Raw genomic sequence first — 20,116 nt, 5'->3', positions numbered from 1 at the left:
TACAAGTTTTTGTTCTTTAAGTCCATATCTATCAACCTATGAGAGACCTTATACCAGGGTATTATTTCATGAGGATCAGGCTGTTGCTTTCGCTGCTCGTAGCGGCGGCAATATTTGCCGGTCCAACGTTCGCTAAGACTGCTTTTGAGAAAGCGGCCGCCGACAAGCAGGTAGCCGGACGTGTGACAACGGATGACGGGGAAGCATTACCGGGCGTCAATGTTACATTGAAGGGTTCCAGCATCGGAACAAGCACCGATACTAAAGGTGATTTTGTGATTTCAGTTCCATCTGAAAGCAGCGTGCTGGTTTTCAGTTTTATCGGTTATGCCAAACAGGAAATCAAGGTGGGCACCCAAACCCGCATTGATGTGAAGCTCGCCCCAGAAAACCAGGCTCTGGAAGAAATGGTGGTGATCGGGTATGGTACCCAAAAGAAATCGTCGCTGACCGGCGCGGTATCTTCGGTTTCACCCAAAGAACTCACGGCGCTTCCGGTAGTCAGTGCCGAGCAGGCGCTGCAAGGCCGCGTGCCGGGTGTGCGTGTGGTGAACAATGGTAGCCCCGGCCAGACGCCGATCGTCCGTATCCGCGGGATTGGTTCTATCAACTATGCTTCGGGGCCGCTTTACGTGATCGACGGGATTCCCGCAGGTGATTTGAACAACCTGGACCCGAAAGACATTGAATCTCTGGAAGTGCTGAAAGACGCCAGCTCTGCAGCCATTTATGGTTCGCGGGCTTCGAATGGGGTCATTATTATTACAACCAAAAAAGGTTCGAAGGACGGTAAGCTGCATGTAAACCTGGATACTTATTTCGGTACGCAATCGGCCTGGAAAAAGTTGGATGTGCTCAATACAGATCAGTACGTTCAATATGCTACCGCGCTGCTGGGCAACGCAGGCATCGCCATGCCGGGCAGGCTTTCGGACCTGAACCAGCCGACTTACCAGGGTTCTAACCAGACATTTGCGCAGACGCATACCAACTGGCAGGACGTGATGTTCCGCAAAGCACCGATTCAGCAGCACCAGATTTCGGTATCCGGCGGCAACAGTGTCTCGCGCTTTTTTACTTCTGCCGGTTATTTCGACCAGGAAGGGATATTGATCGGTACCAATTATAAAAGAGCAAATGTGCGCCTCAACTCTGACCACCAGGTAACAAAATTCCTGAGCATCGGTCAGACTTTGACGATCTCTTATGACAAATCGCGCGGGGAGCAAGGCTTTGGCGGCGGTCGTACGGCGGTGATGCAAATGATCCGCAACCTGCCTTACTGGCCGGTTACCGACCCGACCAAAGTGGGCGGATACAGCTCGCCGACAGCCGCAGACGGAAGTGACCCGGACAACCCGGTCCGCATTGCGTTGATGGACGTGACCCGGAACCAGCGGCTCAAATTACTAGGCTCAATTTTCGCCGAAGTAAGGCTTGCCAGCTTCCTAAAATACCGTTTCAGCTTCGGAGCGGATGTGGTTTCGAACACGAATACCAACCAGTTCCCGATTTACAATGATGGTTTCAAATCGCGGACGCAATATGAGATCCGGGATAGCCGCACCAGCTACTTCTCGCCGGTGGTTACCAATCAGCTGACATTTGATAAAACTTTTGGCAAACACCAACTGAGCGTGACGGCGATCATCGACAAGCAAACTTTCCGCACCAACACATTGAATGGTTCGGGTTACCGTCCAAACAATGACATCGACGAATTGCAGGGCGTATCCAACCCATCGGCATCGAGCTCGCTGGACGAAAGTTCACTGATTTCCTACGTGGGTCGTCTGAATTATGAATACGGCGGCAAATACCTGCTGAGCGGCTCGATCCGCCGCGACGGTTCCTCACGTTTTGCGCCAGGCAATAAATGGGGTACATTCCCTTCATTATCAGTAGGATGGCGTCTTAGCGAAGAGGAATTCATGAAATCGATTCCTGAAATTTCCGAGTTGAAAATCCGCGCCAGCTACGGACAAACCGGCTTCAACGGCATCGGCAGCTACGCCTGGCAGGCGCTTGTTTCTGCGGATAACAGCAACTACGTTTTCGGTGGGAACAAAGTGTTGGGATCTTATTTCAGCTCCCTTGCCAACACCCAGCTGAAATGGGAAAGCACCACGATGACCAACCTGGGTATCGACCTCGCATTGTTTAACAACAGTGTGACATTCACGGCTGAAACTTACAACCGGAAAACCGACGGACTTTTGTTGCAGGTACCGATCCCGAACTCCATCGGCTACTCGTCTTCTCCTTTGTCCAACATTGGAAGCATGAAAAACTGGGGCTACGAATTCCAGTTGGGATACAATAAAAATGACGGTGATTTCAAATGGAATGCGTCTGTAAACCTGGATGTTACGAGGAACAAAGTATTGAGCCTCGCTACACCGAGCGCCACGCTTTTCTCTGGAAATAACTCGGATTTCGGCGGTTTTGACATCACAAAAACAGAAGCCGGTCATCCGATCCAGTCGTTTTATGGATGGCAGGTGGAGAAGATTTTCCAAAATCAGGCGGAGATCGACGCAGCCAATGCGCTGGACGGTAACGACAAAACCAAATACCAGGACCAGGCTGCGCCGGGCGATATCAAGTTCAAGGACTTGAATGGTGATGGTAAAATCGATGCTTCCGACCGGGCGTACAATGGTAGTTTTATCCCTAAATTCAGCTACGGTGCGAATTTGGGCGGTAACTACAAAAACTTCGACTTCACATTGTATCTGCAAGGTGTACAAGGCAACAAGATTTACAATGGTACCAAAGTAATCGAGCAGGGAATGCTGCGTTTGTTCAATGCAGGTACAGACGTATTGAATGCCTGGACGCCTTCAAATACCAATACCGACGTACCGAGGGCCATCAGCGGTGACCCGAACAACAACAGCCGGTCGAGCGACCGGTTTGTGGAAAACGGATCGTATATGCGTATCAAAAATATCAGCATCGGCTACACGATTCCTTCCAAAATTTTGAGCTCACTTACCAAAGAGACCATCACCAAAGCGCGCTTTTACGTATCGGCCACCAACCTGCTGACTTTCACGAAATACACAGGTCTGGACCCGGAAGTTGGGGTAAACGGAACGTCGACGGATTCGGCTACGCAACTGATCAATGGTATTGATTATGGTATGTATCCGCAGCCGAGAACATTACAGGTTGGACTGAGCGTAGGATTCTGACATTGAAACTTTTATTAAAAAGAAATTGAAATGAAAAAGAAAATAATCATCATTTACGCACTGCTGTTCGGGGTTGTATTTGGCTGTAATGACGACACGCTGGATAAAACTAACCCCAATGGTGTGACCGTGGAAGGTTACTATAAAAACGGGGCCGAGCTCAGCAGCGGCGTGACGAGCGTTTACTCCATGCTGAAATCCAATAGTCTGGTTTCCCGCGAATGGTTTTTCCTCCACGACCTGCGCAGCGACGACGTGGCGGCAGGCGGCGGGCAGCTTGAAACACCGAGGAACCAATTGCTGCTCGGTACGCACGATACGGGAAATTCCGTTTTGGGTACGGTTTGGCTGGGATTCTATCGCTTGATCCACCGCGCGAATGCCGTGGTAGACAATTCGGAAAAGGTAACCGACCTATCCGACACCGAAAAGAAGAGACTGCTGGGAGAAGCGCGCTTTTTACGGGCGTACTCTTATTACGAGCTCGCCAGCATGTGGGGCGCTGTTCCGCTTTACAAAAATTATGTACTGACCGTAGACGGCAGCCTGCCGAGAACACCGGTTGAAGAGGTATATGCCTGGCTGATCTCGGAATTGCAGGCGATCCAGGCCGACCTGCCTGCTACTTACGATGCGGGTAACCAGGGACGTGCTACCAAAGGTGCCGCGCAAATGCTGCTGGCGCGGGTATTTATGCAAAAAGGAGATTATGCGAGTGCAAAAACGGAACTACTTAAAGTGTATAATTCGGGCGTTTATGCGCTGGTAGATAATTATAATGATAACTTTTTGGAAGAAACTGAATTCAATAAGGAGTCTATTTTTGAGGTCAACTTCTTCCCTTCGGGCGGTGTGTACAACTGGGATGGGGACGGAAATGGCGCTACTGCCGGGACTGAAACGGTGCGTACCCAGGAATATTCGGCGATCGGCTGGCGAAATGTGATCCCTTCCAACAGTCTGCTTTCGGAATTTGAAAAAACCACGAAAGGCGATGCGAAAACCGACCCACGCTACGACGATTCTTTTTATTTTACCGGAGAAAAATATAACAAGGGCGCCAACACGCTGACGGACGGTCAGCAAAACGGAAATTCCTCGGTGGTGGATGGCAAGACCCAGAAAGTAAGCTGGCAGAAATATTCGCTGATGTATAAAATGAACGAATCCTTCCTGACCGGGGGCATCAACCAGCGCATTATGCGATTTGCAGAAACGATCCTGGCGCTCGCAGAGGTCGAAAATGAGCTGGGTAACACTGCGGAAGCCGTGAAGTATCTGAACATGATCCGCGCCCGGAAAAGCGTAAGTATGCCTGCGTACCCTACTGCAAAGTTCCCGGTTTCGACCAAGGATCAGGTTTTTGCGGCGATGGTGCACGAAAAGCGTGTGGAGCAAAGCGGCGAGCAGATCCGCAACCGGGATCTTTTGAGATGGCGCAAGCTGAAAAAGTTGACCGTGGAACCGATTTCGTACTTCCAGGCTAACAAGCATGAATTGCTGCCTATTCCACAGCAGGAAGTCGATAACAATGCCAAGATCGAGCCGACTGACCAGAATCCGGGGTATTAATGACATGAAATAATGTTAGCTAATTGATAATTCGCACTCTTTGTCATGCTGAGCGGAGTCGAAGCGTCGATGCGGCCGGAACAACATTGTTCATGCCGTGTTTATGCTTCGACTCCGCTCAGCATGACAAGTTTAGTGCACTCATTATGAAAATACAATTTCTGCCCAGATACACATTCCCTCTTTTATACCTCTTTTTCTTTTCCTGCCAGAAGAAAACAGACACCCTATTTCTAACTCATAATTCCAACGAAACCGGCATTACTTTTTCCAATACATTAACCCCAAATGATTCAATCAACCCCTTCACATTTACCAACTTTTACAACGGCGGTGGCGTGGGGATCGGGGATGTGAATGGGGATGGGAAGCCGGATATTTTCTTTGGTGGCAACCAGGTGAGCAGCAAGTTGTACCTGAGTAAAATTGATACTGCTTCTCAAAAATGGGCTTTTGAAGATATCACTGAGAAAGCCGGCGTGACGACGAAGCGCTGGTGCAGCGGCATTTCGATGGTGGACATTAACCAGGACGGTTTGCTGGACATTTACATCAGCGTGGCGCGTCATGTGAAAATGGCCGACTCTGAAAACCTGCTTTTTGTAAATCAGGGAAACGGCCCCGACGGCGTGCCAACATTTAAAGAGCTGGCGAAAGAATACGGGTTGAATGATAATTCTTACACCACTCAAACTGCGTTTTTCGATGCGGACCTGGACGGCGATCTGGATGCCTATCTGATGAACACTTCGCCTGACGTGCAAAATCCGAATGTGGTCCGCAGGACTTATGACGACGGCTCCTACCCCAGCACCGGGAAATTTTATCTGAATGAAGGTTTGGGTGAAAATGGCCTGCCGAAATACACCAACATTTCCAAAGAAGCGGGCGTAAGATTCGAAGGCCTGGGTTTGGGCTTGGCAGTAAGTGACTTAAATAAAGACGGTTACCCGGACATTTATTGCTCCAATGACTTCATCAGCAGCGATATGCTGTACCTGAATACCGGTGCCAGCGCAAAACCTGCATTCAACAATGTGATCAAGGAAGCGATTGCGCACACCAGCCTGTACGGCATGGGCGTGGACATTGCCGATATTAATAATGATACGTATCCTGACATTTTCCAGCTGGATATGCTTCCGGAAGACAATCTGCGGCAGAAAAAAATGCTGGCCGGGCAGGATTACGACCGTAAGGAAATGAGCATTTCGGAGCAGTATGGCTACGAGCTGCAATACATGCGGAACACACTGCAACTGAATTTGGGTAAGGTTGACAGGAAAAAGAACACGCCGCTTTTCTCGGAAGTGGGGTTACTGGCAGGGGTTTCCAAAACCGATTGGAGCTGGGCACCACTCATCGCGGATTATGATAATGACGGTTTGAAGGACATTTTCATCACAAACGGTTATCGCCGCGACGTGACCGACCGTGATTTTATCCAGTTCAAAGAAGACTTTTCCACTTTTGGCACCAATAACATCAAGCAGCAAAACGCACTGGAACTGATTGAAAAAGTGCCGGAAGTACAAACCCCGAATTATGCTTACAAAAACGCGGGCAATCTGGCATTTGAAAACACCTCCAAAGCCTGGGGCCTCAACCAACTTTCCTACTCAAATGGTGCTGCCTATGCCGATCTGGATGGGGATGGTGACCTGGATCTGGTTGTAAACAACATTGATTCAGAAGCATTTATCTATCAAAATCAAAGCCGGGAAAATGCAGGAAGTAATTTTCTTTCCATCACATTAAAGGGTGAAAAAGGCAACCTGGCCGGCATTGGTGCCAGCGTCACGGTCTGGGCGGGAAAGCAGACGCAGTTCGCCGAAATGTTTGTCGCGCGCGGCTTTCTTTCTTCGGTGGGCGCTGGTTGGCATTTTGGGTTGGGCCATGTTGCGACGATCGATAGTTTACTGGTCACCTGGCCGGGCGGTAAGTCACAAAAAATGTATAAACTCACTGCTAACCAGCATTTACAGCTTGCGCAGAAAGATGCGAATGCAATTTTTACCCAACCTAAAAATACCCCGGAGGTTTTTTTTACCAACATTACCGACAGCGTGCAGGTTGATTTTAAACACCAGAAATCGGGTTACATTGACTTTAAACAGACAGCAGCTTTGCACAAAATGCTTTCCAAAAGCGGCTTCGCCATCGCAACGGGCGACGTAAATGGGGATGGTCTGGATGATTTTTTCGCGGGCGCAAGTTACCAGAAGGGAAAACCCTGCATCTACATTCAGCAAGCGTCGGGCGCTTTTGGAAAACATGAAATCGCGCAGGATTCGCTGCATGAGAACATTTCGGCCACATTTTTTGACGCAGACGGTGATCGCGACCAGGATCTGGTCGTCGTAAATGGCGGGAATGAAAAACCGGAAACGGACCAGGCATTTTATGAAGTGCAGCTATACCTGAATGATGGAAAAGGCAATTTCAACATTGCGCCTGCCGGGACATTTCCCGCGATTTCCGTCAGCGGCTCCTGCGTGGCAGCCGACGATTTTGACAAGGACGGCGACACGGATTTGTTTATCGGCGGAAGGATGATCCCCGGCAAATATCCCCTGCCGCCGCGCAGCTACCTGCTCCGAAATGATTCGAAGTCAGGCGGAATCGCATTCACGGATATTACCAAAACACATTGTCCTGAGTTACTTTCCGCTGGAATGGTGTGCGCCGCAATTTGGGCCGACGCCGATCACGACGGTTTCGAAGATCTGGTAGTCGCGGGAGAATGGATGCCGATCCGGATTTTTAAAAACCAAAAAACAAAACTGACCGAAACGGCACCCGCCAAAAATTCGCTGGCACCTTATGCTGGCTGGTGGAATAGTCTGGCAGCCGGTGACTTTGACAAAGATGGCGACGTGGATTTTATTGCTGGAAATGAGGGAGTTAATACCTTTTACCAGGCTTCGGAAAAAGAGCCGGTGACGATGACGGCCAAGGATTTTAATGCCGATGGCGTTTTTGATCCGCTGATGGGCTACTACATTCAGGGCACCTCCTACCCGAGCGTCCCCCGCGACGCGCTGAACCAGCAGGTGATCCAGTTTCGCAGAAAATACCCGCATTACATTGATTATGCCAAAACAACCTATGCAGACCTGCTGACCCCGGAAGAAAAAAAAGACGCCTACACCACCCAGGCGACCTTTCTTCGGACCGCCTACATTGAAAACAAGGGAGACGGAAAATTTGAAGTAAAAGCCCTGCCCGTGGAAGCCCAGGTAGCGCCAGTTTTCGGGATTGTGGTGACGGATGTTAATGCCGACCAAAACCCGGACGTGATCCTGACCGGCAACTTTTATTCCAATGAAGTCAACATGGGCAGGCAGGATGCCTCCACCGGACTTTTGCTGCTAGGGAACGGGAAAGGCGGTTTCTCCCCACAAAATCCTGCAAAAAGTGGCCTGCTACTGCGCGGCGATGCCCGGTCGAGCGCACTGCTCCGCGGGCCGAAGAATCAGCAAATGCTGCTGACGGCCATCTTTTCGCAGGGCGTTGTTTTGCACAAGATCAACAAGCAGCAAAACCACATGAGTAAAAATTAATTTCCCCCTCATTCCCCCCTTATTTGGCCATTCTACTTTTGATGCATCACTTTTAAATGTATCAAAAATGAAAACAGTAATGATGGCAGCGGCAATGATGACCGCTATAATGCTCAGCTCAGGAATCCAGGCACAGCCAGGAAATGTTCAAGGTCCCGATCGTATCGCAGGCGGTGCGCCAGGCCCAGGTAGACCAGGCCCAGTCGGACCACGTCCCGGCGGACCCGGCCCGGGCGGCCCGATTGGCGGGCCGGGAATCGCGGGCGGTTTGCAACCTGTGAATGCGTATCAGGGTAAAGTGGTGAAACTGCAGTACAATGATGATTTCACTTTCGACGGCTTTTACATCCTCAATAGCATCGACAGTGTGCTGGTCAAATTTCCTGCACATCTTGGAAAACAGGTGATGAGCGCTGCGAAGGTAGGTTCCAATGTAAACTTCACCGGAACCATGGAAGCCACGCCATTTGGGGCCAGCGAGGTGCGGCTGGTGAGTTTGAATGATAAGATGCTCAATGACTCCCCACAAACGGAGCTGCCACCCGCCGAGAAATTTGTGGACGGAAAAGCCAAAGTGGCCAGTCTGCAAAAAGGCCGCGACGGTATGGTAACCGGCTTGATCCTCGATAACAAAACGCTGCTGAAACTCCCGCCGCACGTGATGGCGCAAATGGGTAATTCTTTGCAGCCGGGAAGTGCGATTGTCTACTCCGGAAACCAGAAAAGTGTGAATGCTGGGGAAATTTCTCTGGACAACTATGTGATCGTGCGTCCCAATACGCTCACGATCAATGGTCAGCAATATCTGGTTCGTTAAAAAAAATGACCGGGCAAAGTGGCATTATTGTTTCTTTGTCCGGCATAAAACCATCTATCATGTCCAAATACATTTCCACCATAGGACTTCTGCTCCTTTCCAATGCGTTCATGACGCTCGCCTGGTACGGCCACCTCAAATTTTTCAGCAAAGAAGGCGGCCACAGCGCTACGCCCATGTGGATGATTATCCTGCTCAGCTGGGGCCTCGCGTTTTTCGAATATTGCTTCCAGGTACCGGCCAACCGCATTGGTTCCTCCGAAATGGGCGGGCCGTTTTCGCTGGTGCAGCTCAAAATCATCCAGGAAGTGATTACGCTGATCGTTTTCATGATCTTTTCGCTGGTTGTTTTCAAAAATGTGCGATTTTCCATGAACCACCTGATCGGTTTCGGGCTGCTGGTCGGCGCCGTTTATTTCATATTTAAAGGCTGATGGCGCGTGCTCAACATGCGCGATCGCTTCGTGGTCTTGATCTGATTAACCTTTCGCTGGCCGATGTCCGTGATGGGATCGGGCCCTTTTTGGGCATCTATCTGCTTTCGGTCCATCATTGGAATTTGCGCGATATTGGCATGGTTTCGTCCATCGCCACCTTTTCAGGCGTGCTTGTGCAAACGCCCGCCGGTGCGGTGGTCGACAGACTGAAAAATAAAAAGATCATCATCGCCATCGCCAGCCTGATCATCGGTTTCGGGACGCTTTTGATTTTGATCAAACCCAATTATACAGTGGTGATCATCAGCCAGGTACTCGTGGGTATGGCCGCTACATTCGTTGGCCCAGCTATCGCGGGGATGACGCTGGGACTGGTTAGCTATAAAAAGCTGGAACACCGCACCGGGCGCAACGAAATGTTTAACCACGGCGGCAATGTAGGCTCCGCATTGATCTCAGGGTTAATCGGTTACACGATCGGTTTGCAGGGGATTTTTGTATTTACGCTCGTACTTTCACTAGCCAGCGTGGCATGTCTGCAACTGATCGATCAGAAGGAGATTAACCACGACCTTTCTCGCGGCTGCCTGCCGAGCGAGGAAAAACAATCGGGCTCACAGTCCAGAAAAGTGATCATGCAGCCTTTGTTCATCATTTTCACAGCTTGCTGCGTGCTGTATCATTTTGCCAATGCCGCTATGTTGCCGCTCGCAGGGCAGTACATTGTTTCCGAAAATAAGGTCGATGCGTCGGTGTATATGTCGGCTTGCATTGTGATTGCGCAGCTGGTGATGGTACCCACGGCGGCCTGGTGCAGCCGAAGATCGGTTTCGGGGCGGAAGTGGCTTTTGCTGGTTTGCTTCGCGATTTTGCCGATCCGCGGTTTGCTGTACACGGCCAGCGCCGATCCGTTTTTCATTACGGCGGTGCAGATTCTGGATGGGGCTTCTGCGGGGATTTTTGGTGTGGTCAGCATTCTGGTGATTGCCGATCTTACGAAAGGCTCCGGGCATTTCAATTTTGCCAATGGAATTCTCATCACGGCGGTGGGCCTGGGCGCTTCGTTCAGCAATGTGACGGCGGGGTATATTGCCGGTGCATTTTCATTCAGGGCCGCATTTGTATTTTTGGCCGCAGTGGCTGCTGTCGCATTTGTGATTTGCCTGTTTTTTATGAAAGAAACATTAAAACCCGACATTTCGGAATGAAAAGTCCCGGCTCGTATCGATATGCCATGTTACTCCTGCTTTTGGTAGCGGGAGTATTTTGGTATATACAAAAACCAGCGCCGCCGGAGCCCAATCATCCCCACGAAATTCATTCTCCATTTAATGCAGAAACCAGCCAGTTATCAGGTAAAGTTTTAGAATTTGGAAGTAATGAAAGAGGTGATATTGATAAAATATTATTTGAAAATGATGGACAAAAAACCTGGCTTCATTTCCCGCCGCACGCGGCTGCCCGGATCCGGGAATTGGATTTACTGAATAAAAAAGTAAGCATTGAAATTGGAAAACGTGAGGGCCCAGCAGGGGAAGATATGCCGGAATTAGTTGCTATATCGATCACAAATTCCACAGAAAAATTACTATTGCACGAGATTCATCCGCCAAGACCTAGTCAAGGAAAAGAAGTAAACATTACCGGGAGCACATTTATAGAATCACCCAAAAATCATGGTCCCGAGCAATCATTTTTGTTATCGGGTAAATTAATTCTATTGCCTCCGCACATGGCGCAAACCTTATTCCCGATTTTAAGAAATGCAAAACACATTTTGGTAAAAGGTTATGAGCGCGATTCACTGGATGGATTTGTCAATATTTCGGGCCAGCAAGTGGTGCGGCCCTATGAGATTACTATTGATTCGGCAACATATTTAATTCAGTAACACACCCTTTTGAATATGAAAATACTGGTTGTTGAAGATGAAGAAAAGCTGGCCGATTTTATGGTAAAAGGCTTGCAGCAGGCAGGTTACCTCGTTGTAAAATGCGATTCAGGGACGGAGGCGCTTAATAAAGTAGCCAGTGAAAACTTTGACCTGATTTTGCTGGACTTAATGCTTCCCGGCGCAAATGGCTTAGAGGTTTTGAAAAATATGCGGGCATTCAATATTAGCATTCCGGTGATCATTGTCAGCGCTTTGAGCGGTACGGCCCATGTGGTGGAAGGGCTGGATCTGGGGGCGGTGGATTATATTAAAAAACCTTTTGACTGGGAAGAATTACTGGCCCGGATCCGCACCGTCCAGCGCATTCCATCTGCCGGCGAGAAGTCAAAAATCAATGTGGGTGAGCTGAGCATTGATCTTGCTGCAAGAAAAGTGACGCGTGAAGGAAAAGACTTTAATCTGACTGCCAAAGAATTTATCCTGCTGGAATACCTCGCCCGGAATGCAAACCGGGTCGTAAGCAAAAATCAGATTTTGGAAAATGTCTGGCAAATGGATTTCGATCCGGAAAGCAACATTGTGGAAGTTTTTATGTACCAGCTGCGCAAAAAAATCGACCGCGGTTTTGCCGAACAAATGGTGGAAACCGTGATCGGTGTGGGATATAGTTTGAAAGGGACAAAAGCAAAGTGAAAGACGAATCGCGCTATCCGTTTTATCAAAGCCTCCGGTTTCGTTTCGGGGTGATTTTCGGTGCGCTTTTTCTTTGCTTTTTAATGCTGGCTATTTTCTTTTTATATAAAACGGTCAAAAATCAGTATACCAAAAACTTTCATGCAAGACTTGGCGCACGGGCAGAAGTAATCCTGGAAAAGACAGAAATCAGTCCGCTAGTTATTCCCCTTCCGCAGCAAAATGAATATTTTTTACTCACTTATCAGGCCAGCGGAAAAACGGATACTTTATTTAATAATTTCCCGCATTCCATTTCAGCAGTTAACCAAAACAACATTCCAGAAGAAGACCGGACATTTGAAAAAGCAGCCCGGGAATTGGAAACCGGCGGTAAGATCAGCATTACTTATACCATCCCGGCCAGCGAGCTGCATCGTGATGTAGATAAGTTGCGGATCGTACTGTTTTTTTATCTCCCGCTCGGATTTATCCTCGCAATGATCGGCGGCTATTTTGTTTCCGGATTTTTATTAAAACCGTTGCAAAAGATCATTTCAAAAGCCAACAACATTAACCTGAATGATGACATTAACCTGCTGCCCGAGTCCGGTAACAAGGACGAATTACACGCACTAACCCTCGCGCTCAACCGGATGCTTTCCCGCATTAAAAAACAATCCGATGAACAAAATGCCTTTTTTGCCTCCGCTTCCCACGAGTTACGGACGCCGCTCAGCGTGATGCTCACAGAGTTACAGGTTTTGCAAACAGAAGATTTACCCGATAAACTTAAACAGCTATTTGCCAGTCAGATTACTGAAACGCAGCGGCTAAGTAAGCTCGTGAATGATTTTTTATTGATGAGCCAGCTTAAATCAGGATCGATTATTACCAATCAAAAACCCGTTGATCTGGTCGAAGTCCTGACGGAAACATTGCAAAGAGTTAATCACAAGTTGCTTCCCAATGCTCAGAGCATTAAGTTGATTATATCCCCCGAAAGCGCTGATTTTGAAATCGTTTCAGACAAATCACATTTGACAACCATTCTCTTCAATTTACTGGATAATGCGATCAAGCACGGGTTGCCTGGCTCTCGTATAAATGTTATTTTGGAGGAAAACAACACCGGAATTATACTGACAATCAGTAATTTATTAAAGCAACCGATCCAGGATGTTGCCCGGCTGCACGATGCTTTTAACAGGGAAAACAGGGATAGCGACGGGTTTGGACTGGGTTTGTGGATCGTCGGGAAACTGGCGGACGAGATTGGGATTAAAGTGGAGTTTGAGGTTAGTGGCACGTCTTTTATTGTGAAGTTAAAGACGTAAACTCACCAAAAGACTGATCCTGAATTGACAAAGATTACCAATCCTGGCCAAACCGATCCACCGCCCGCGGGCCAGGCCAGCCAGCCGGATGTTCAGGCTATATTTGCTGAAATGATGGACGATGCGCCCGTCTCGGTAATGGTTATGACCGGCAGCGACCACATTATTTCTTTTGCCAACCAATGCATGGTCCAGATGCTCGGAAAAGGCGACTGGATTCTCGGAAAACCTGCCAGAGATGCCATGCCGGAAATTGCCGTACAGCCTTACCTCGCCATACTCGACCATGTGCTGCTGACCGGCAAGACTTTCAAGGCCGAAGCGATGCCCGGCGATATTCATGTGGATGGCATCACTACGACACATTACTACGATTTTACCTACAAAGTTTTAAAAGACTCAGCCGGAGCACATTACGGGATTCTGGCGATTGCGATTGACGTGACGGCCATCGTAAAGGCGAACCAATTGATCGAGTCCAGCGAAAATGCGCGGAAGGAAGTGGAGCTGGAAAATCAGATTAAAACCGCCGTGCTGGACAATTGTGAGCTCATTATCGGCATTAGTCCGGTGGAGCCGATGCCCGAGCCGATGTTTAATAATAAGTATACCTTGGCCAAACTTGGCTGGGCGCATAACAAAGGCCGGACGCTCATCGACGCGGTTTATCCCGCCGACCGTGACCTGGTGCTTCAAATCCTGCCCGAAATCGTTGCCAATAAAGGAGGAAGCAGGGAAATCAGGCTGTGGAACGAGGTAACCGGCGAGCCGTTTTGGGTGCAGTGGAATGTGTTTGTGATCGACGACGCAGTCACCGGCGAACCGTCCATTCTGGCCACTGTTAGTCCGGACATTACCGATCGGAAAGAGCAGCAAATGCTTTTGGAACAACAAAAACATGCTTTGCTCAATGCGATCGACGTAGCCCAGCTGGGAACGTGGAGCATGGACATTGCGACGCGGAAAACCACATTCTCGCGCCGGCACCTGGAAATTTTCGGAATTACGGACGACTCGATGAGTATGGAGGAAGCGATTAAGCATGTGGTGGGGGAAGAGCGTCAAAGTGTTGTTCAGGCGTTTTTTAAAGCATTAAGCCCCGGCAGCGATGGAAAATTCGAGATTGAATATACCATCCGGCATGCCCAGACCGGAGAAAAGCGGATTATACATTCGAAAGGCCAGACTAACCTGGATGCCTCCGGCGAAATAGCGACGATTTCAGGGATTGCGCAGGACATTACCGAATCGCGGAATGTGCAGCTTGCCCTGGAAGCGCAGGTCAGGCTCCGCACGCAGGAGCTGCATATCAGCAACAAAAACCTGGAAGCCGGCAATGAAAAACTGAAATACGCCAACCAGCTGCTTAACCGGTCGAATGACGACCTGCACCGGTTTGCGTATGTGGCTTCGCATGATTTGCAGGAGCCCCTGAGGAAAATCCAGCAGTTTGGCAGCCGGTTGATGAACGAAATTGAACTGGCTTCACCAAAAGCGCAGGATTACCTGAACCGGATGAGCTCCGCAGCCGAGCGGATGACAACTTTGATCAATGATCTGCTGATATTTTCACGGGTTTCAAATAATGGTTCCCTGCTGCAACCGGTTGCTTTAAAGGATGTTTTGGAAAAAGTACTTTCGGATCTGGAATTACAGATTGGTGAGGCGCAGGCCCGATTTGACATTGGCGAGCTGCCAGTTTTGGAAGCAAATGCTTCGCAACTCGGGCAACTTTTTCAAAACCTGATCAGTAACTCCCTCAAATTCCGCAAGACGGGCGAAGACGGCGAACTTGTGGCGCCGGTGATCCAAATTACCGCAAAGCAAGTTCATCATGATGAATTATCAGCGGCACCACGACCGCTGAAACCGGCTGCTTATTACCATCAAATCGAAGTTACCGATAACGGGATCGGCTTCGACGAAATTTATCTGGACCGGATTTTCCAGGTTTTCCAAAGGCTACACGGAAGAAGCGAATACACTGGTACCGGCATCGGGCTGGCCATTTGCGAGCGCGTCGTAGCAAATCTGGGAGGCGCAATTACGGCCAAAAGTAATCCGGGCCAGGGAGCGACATTTGTTATTTATTTGCCTGCCGGGGAATAAATGGGTACGATCCGTGCACGTCAACAGATGAAAACGAGGACGCCACGCAGCTAAGAATTGGGATTTCAAGTACATTTATAAAACCAAAAAAACAAGACTATGGATTGGTTCCTGGTTCTAATCGGCGTTCTTCTTATAGGGTTTGGGGGATATATCTGGCAGTTTAAAAATATTCGCTTGCTGAATAACATTCCTGCTGGCGCCCATATTCTGGACAAAAACAAGGCGGCACGTCTTGGTGGATGCTATTTGATTTTGATTGGCATTTGCATGATCGGTTTCGGGTATGTCGTGGAAAACTTTTCAAGCCAAACCATTATCATTATTGTCGCTTGTTTTATTCCCATCAACATGATCGTAATGGTTTCATACCTGGTGGCGCAAAGCAGGAATATGCGATAAGTGGCCAAAAACAATGCAGGTACGCATTTTGTATGATAGGGTTTTTTAAACAGCCCCTATGAATATACTTAACTCCACAATTCTTTTTCTGATTTTATTCTTTTGTTTGGTCCAAAAAACCTCCGCGCAGCTGACGGTTTTTAATGTATCATCCTCGGATATTACCGACGGGCGGAAAATCAGCGCCCAGCAGCAATTTGAAATCACCGATGTCGTCGAATCTTCTACCACCTTCACCTATGGACTTGGGAGAAACTGGGAGATCGGCGCGAATGTGATCAATGTTGATTACGACTACAAAACCCGGCATTTTGAAACCAATGATACCACCACTTCCTCCCCTTTTGCGCCCCTCCTGCTCATTAATACGCAAAAAGTATTTGAACTGAGTGACTTACTTTCCGTGGGTATCGGTGCAGTGGCGGGCGCTAACGTGGCCAGTAAACATGCCAGTCGGCTGGTGTATTATGGTTATGCCAACCTTGCCGCCAGCTTTGGTGACCAGGAGCGTTATCAGCTCGCCGCAGGGCCTTACGTAGGTAACCACCGTTACCTGAGCGACGGTACCATTTACGGCTTTCAAACCGGGATGGACCTGGGTATCTGGTACAAAAAGCTGCACCTGATGGCCGACTGGATTTCCGGTTACCACAGCAAAGGGCGCCTTACGGCTGGTATCGAGATCTTTCTGACCGAACGTCTTCCACTTTCCCTGGGCTGGCAGCGGTCCAACAGCGACGGCTCGCAGGGCGCTGTCGTGCAGCTTACTTTTTTGCCCAAATAAATTTTTATACCCGTCTTCAACATGAAAACTTCAACAACAAAACATTCATTTTTCTACCGGAACGGGCTCAGCCTGGTATTCATCACCATGTTTGTCTGCGCCTTGATTGCGCAGGCGATCACGGGCTGGCACGAGCACAATGCGGAGCGGAAACAGGACCACGCCGCGCCCATCAGTCTGGCTACTTATTTGCAGAGCGGCCATTTTGTATCGGCTACCTTTGAAAACTTTGAGAGCGAATTCCTGCAAATGGCACTCTACGTGGTACTTACCGTGGGGCTTAGGCAACAAGGTTCGGCCGAATCGAAATCGCTCGACGAAGAAGAGGAAGTAGACCGGGAACCGAAGCCGGGAAAGGATGCACCCTGGCCGGTGAATAAGGGCGGCTGGGTGCTGAAAATTTATAATAATTCGCTTTTTATCCTATTCCTGGTTCTTTTTCTGATCAGCTGGTGGCTGCACCTCTATGGAAGCTGGGTCGACCATAATGAGCAGAATGTTTTGAACGGACAGCCGCAAGACAGCATCGGCAACTATCTTACGCAGGCCAACTTCTGGTTCGAATCATTTCAGAACTGGCAGAGTGAGTTTTTATCCATCGCCAGCATCGTGGTTTTCACCATATTTCTCCGCCAGAAAGGCTCACCTGAATCCAAACCTGTGGACGCGCCGGATTCGGAAACCGGCAAGTAAGCACGGGCTTCGCTTCTGTCCCCGGACGAACACGCTAATGTTCGAATGCGGACAGTGCGTTTATATTTTTACACTGACTATCAGACATTTAACCCAAAAAAATCAGCAGGCACAGCATTTGATTTGAGTGGGTCAATCTAACAGCCTATTGAACCAAACATGCTGCAATCCTACTTGACGACCGCCCGGCGCAATCTCGCGAAAAATAAAATGTACACTGGCATCAATGTCTTTGGCCTGGCCCTGGGCATGGCGTGTGCCCTGCTGATTGGTTTATGGGTAAAAGACGAGCTCAGTAATAACCGTTTCCTTGCAGGTGCACAGGATATCTATTTTGTGCGTGTCAATTCGACTAATCGCAATACCGGAGAAATCGGTACGGGTGAAGTGACGCCTGGACCTTTGCAGGACGCAATTTCCAAGGATATTCCGGAGGTTGCGGCCGCCACGAAGGTTAATCCGTGGATGGAGCAGCTCATAAAAGTGGGCGAAAAAGGCGCCAAGGAAAAGGGGTATTATGCGACGGACAATTTCTTCCAGGTGTTCCAGCTTCCTGCTTTAAAAGGCAATCCGCATGCAGCCCTGGCTCAGAAGAATCAGATTATTATTACAAAAAAGGTAGCCGATAAATACTTTCCGAATACCGAAGCACTGGGAAAAACATTGCAGCTGAACAATGAGAAATTCTATGTCGTAGGCGCTGTTTTAAAGGATTTACCAAGCAATTCAACATTGAAGTTCGAGTGGATTGTAAACTGGAAAGACCAGGAGCAGCCGTGGCAAAAAACCTGGGGCAACAGTTCGTTTCTGACTTACGTACGTCTCCGCCCGAATACCTCCGCAGCCCAGGCCGAGCGGAGCATGAAAGGCATTTACCAGCGCTATACCGACAAGAATAACACCAACGTACCGGTGCTGCAAGCTATCACTGACGTATACCTTTATGGTGATTACAAAATGGGAAAACCGGTCGGCGGGCGCATTGAATATGTCCGCCTGTTTTCTTTGGTCGCCGCTTTTTTGCTGCTGATTGCCTGCATCAACTTTATGAACCTTGCCACCGCCCGCTCGGCTACACGCGCCAAAGAAGTGGGTGTCAGAAAAGTAGTAGGCGCATATCGCTCTTCTCTGATCGGTCAGTTTTTGAGCGAATCGCTGATGACCAGCCTGCTGGCGGTGATGCTGGCACTGGCTGCGGTGTGGCTGGCGCTGCCTACTTTCAATGAATTATTTGCAAAACAGGTGACGCTGGACCTTGCTAACCCGACGCTCTGGGCGGGTATTATTTCACTCACATTACTGACCGGACTTCTCGCCGGAAGTTATCCTGCATTGTTTTTGTCCGGATTAAAGCCGATCAAAATCCTGAAAGGTAAATTACAGTTTGGAAATGGCCCGGCCGTTTTTCGGCGTGTATTAGTGACATTTCAGTTTTCCCTATCCATTTTTCTGATCGTGGGGATGCTAGCGGTGGGCAAGCAAATGCAATATCTGCGCACGAAAAACCTGGGTCTGGACCGTGAGAATGTGGTTTATCTACCGCTGGAAGGCAATGTTGCCCAGCCCGAAAAAATGGAAGCGTTCCGCCAGGAAATCATGCGACAGCCAGCGGTAGCATCGGCATCAGTTACGGCCATGTTACCGGTCAATATCTCGGCAACTTCCGGCGACCTTAGCTGGCCAGGCAAAGATCCGAACCTGGAAACCAACGTGACGGCCATGACCGTTGGCGCTGATTTCGTGCGCACCATGAACATTAAACTGGCCGACGGCCGCGACTTTCGTCCCGGCAGCGCGGCAGATTCGTCTTCATATCTGATCAACGAAGCGACGGCGCGATTGATGGGCGAGAAAGATCCGGTCGGTAAGGAAATCAAGTTCTGGAAGGGCACCGGGCGTGTGATAGGAGTTATGAAAGATTTTCACATGAGCTCTCTGCACCAGGCCATTACGCCGCTGGTACTGACATACATTCCTGAAAACTCGGGTTATTTGCTGGTCAAAACGCAACCTGGAAAAACAGAGCAGGCGCTCGCCGCGCTCAAAAAGGTATCCCGGGAATTTAATCCGGATTATCCTTTTGTATATCATTTCCTGGACGATGAATATGAAAGCCTGTACCGCAGTGAGCAGCAGGTGAATATGCTGGTCAATTATTTCGGCGTGCTGGCTATTCTCATTTCCTGCCTTGGGTTATTCGGCCTTGCAGCATTCACGGCCGAGCAGCGTACCAAGGAAATTGGTGTACGCAAAGTCCTGGGCGCGAGTGCATCCAGCATTGTCGGCCTGCTTTCTTCTGACTTCTTAAAACTCGTCCTCCTCGCAATCGTCCTCGCTTCTCCGCTGGCCTGGTGGGCACTGAGCAGCTGGCTGGGTACATTCGCATATAGTACCAATTTGAGCTGGTGGATCTTTGCAGTATCGGGCGTAGCGGCTACATCCATCGCACTGATCGCGGTCAGCTTTCAGGCCATCAAAGCTGCCTGGCTAAACCCGGTGACGAGTTTGCGAGCTGAATAATTTTAATTGTAAAAAGGTGTGTCCGGGTATAATCTGCACTTTGGACACACCTAAACACGGTTTGGAAACATTTGCGGCCGGCCGTGCACCGACCTTTGTATTGGACTAAAAAAGAGACC

Annotated in this window: 14 protein-coding genes; all 14 read left to right on the top strand. The window is 49.2% G+C overall.

Going from position 1 to position 20,116, the window contains the following annotated elements:
* Positions 1-38: 38 nt before the first annotated feature.
* The gene (locus tag FEN17_RS18660; protein ID WP_229208878.1) at positions 39-3,197 is read left to right on the top strand and encodes a SusC/RagA family TonB-linked outer membrane protein; all 3,159 of its coding nucleotides are present in this window, start codon (positions 39-41) and stop codon (positions 3,195-3,197) included.
* Positions 3,198-3,227: 30 nt separating this feature from the next.
* Positions 3,228-4,769, top strand: coding sequence for a RagB/SusD family nutrient uptake outer membrane protein (locus FEN17_RS18655; RefSeq protein WP_138366821.1), 1,542 nt, complete (start codon positions 3,228-3,230; stop codon positions 4,767-4,769).
* A gap of 146 nt (positions 4,770-4,915) precedes the next feature.
* Positions 4,916-8,332 (top strand): VCBS repeat-containing protein, encoded by a 3,417-nt coding sequence (locus FEN17_RS18650; protein ID WP_171037951.1) that lies wholly within the window; start codon positions 4,916-4,918, stop codon positions 8,330-8,332.
* A gap of 67 nt (positions 8,333-8,399) precedes the next feature.
* The gene (locus FEN17_RS18645; protein WP_138366819.1) at positions 8,400-9,149 is read left to right on the top strand and encodes a hypothetical protein; all 750 of its coding nucleotides are present in this window, start codon (positions 8,400-8,402) and stop codon (positions 9,147-9,149) included.
* 59 nt (positions 9,150-9,208) lie between these two features.
* Positions 9,209-9,583 (top strand): DMT family protein, encoded by a 375-nt coding sequence (locus tag FEN17_RS18640; RefSeq protein ID WP_138366818.1) that lies wholly within the window; start codon positions 9,209-9,211, stop codon positions 9,581-9,583.
* Positions 9,583-10,794, top strand: coding sequence for an MFS transporter (locus FEN17_RS18635; protein WP_138366817.1), 1,212 nt, complete (start codon positions 9,583-9,585; stop codon positions 10,792-10,794). The genes FEN17_RS18640 and FEN17_RS18635 overlap by 1 nt, the downstream gene beginning before the upstream one ends.
* 26 nt (positions 10,795-10,820) lie before the next feature.
* Positions 10,821-11,477, top strand: a complete 657-nt coding sequence (locus FEN17_RS18630; RefSeq protein ID WP_205748172.1) for a hypothetical protein — start codon at positions 10,821-10,823, stop codon at positions 11,475-11,477.
* 15 nt (positions 11,478-11,492) lie between these two features.
* Positions 11,493-12,173 (top strand): response regulator transcription factor, encoded by a 681-nt coding sequence (locus FEN17_RS18625; RefSeq protein ID WP_138366815.1) that lies wholly within the window; start codon positions 11,493-11,495, stop codon positions 12,171-12,173.
* Positions 12,170-13,489 (top strand): sensor histidine kinase, encoded by a 1,320-nt coding sequence (locus tag FEN17_RS18620; protein ID WP_138366814.1) that lies wholly within the window; start codon positions 12,170-12,172, stop codon positions 13,487-13,489. Before FEN17_RS18625 ends, FEN17_RS18620 begins: the two co-directional genes overlap by 4 nt.
* Before the next feature lie 24 nt (positions 13,490-13,513).
* The gene (locus FEN17_RS18615; protein WP_138366813.1) at positions 13,514-15,598 is read left to right on the top strand and encodes a PAS domain-containing sensor histidine kinase; all 2,085 of its coding nucleotides are present in this window, start codon (positions 13,514-13,516) and stop codon (positions 15,596-15,598) included.
* A 99-nt stretch (positions 15,599-15,697) separates the two neighbouring features.
* The gene (locus FEN17_RS18610) at positions 15,698-16,000 is read left to right on the top strand and encodes a hypothetical protein (RefSeq protein WP_138366812.1); all 303 of its coding nucleotides are present in this window, start codon (positions 15,698-15,700) and stop codon (positions 15,998-16,000) included.
* Between the two features lie 58 nt (positions 16,001-16,058).
* Positions 16,059-16,784 (top strand): hypothetical protein, encoded by a 726-nt coding sequence (locus tag FEN17_RS18605; RefSeq protein WP_138366811.1) that lies wholly within the window; start codon positions 16,059-16,061, stop codon positions 16,782-16,784.
* A 21-nt stretch (positions 16,785-16,805) separates the two neighbouring features.
* Positions 16,806-17,477, top strand: coding sequence for a DUF6766 family protein (locus FEN17_RS18600; protein ID WP_138366810.1), 672 nt, complete (start codon positions 16,806-16,808; stop codon positions 17,475-17,477).
* Positions 17,478-17,636: 159 nt separating this feature from the next.
* Positions 17,637-19,997, top strand: a complete 2,361-nt coding sequence (locus FEN17_RS18595) for an ABC transporter permease (RefSeq protein WP_138366809.1) — start codon at positions 17,637-17,639, stop codon at positions 19,995-19,997.
* Positions 19,998-20,116: the final 119 nt, after the last annotated feature.

The organism is Dyadobacter luticola, from assembly GCF_005860805.1.
In the GTDB taxonomy this organism is placed as follows: Bacteria; Bacteroidota; Bacteroidia; order Cytophagales; family Spirosomataceae; genus Dyadobacter; species Dyadobacter luticola.
The sequence above is the reverse complement of the archived record's forward strand: the minus strand, read 5'-3'. Positions and strand labels throughout refer to the sequence as shown.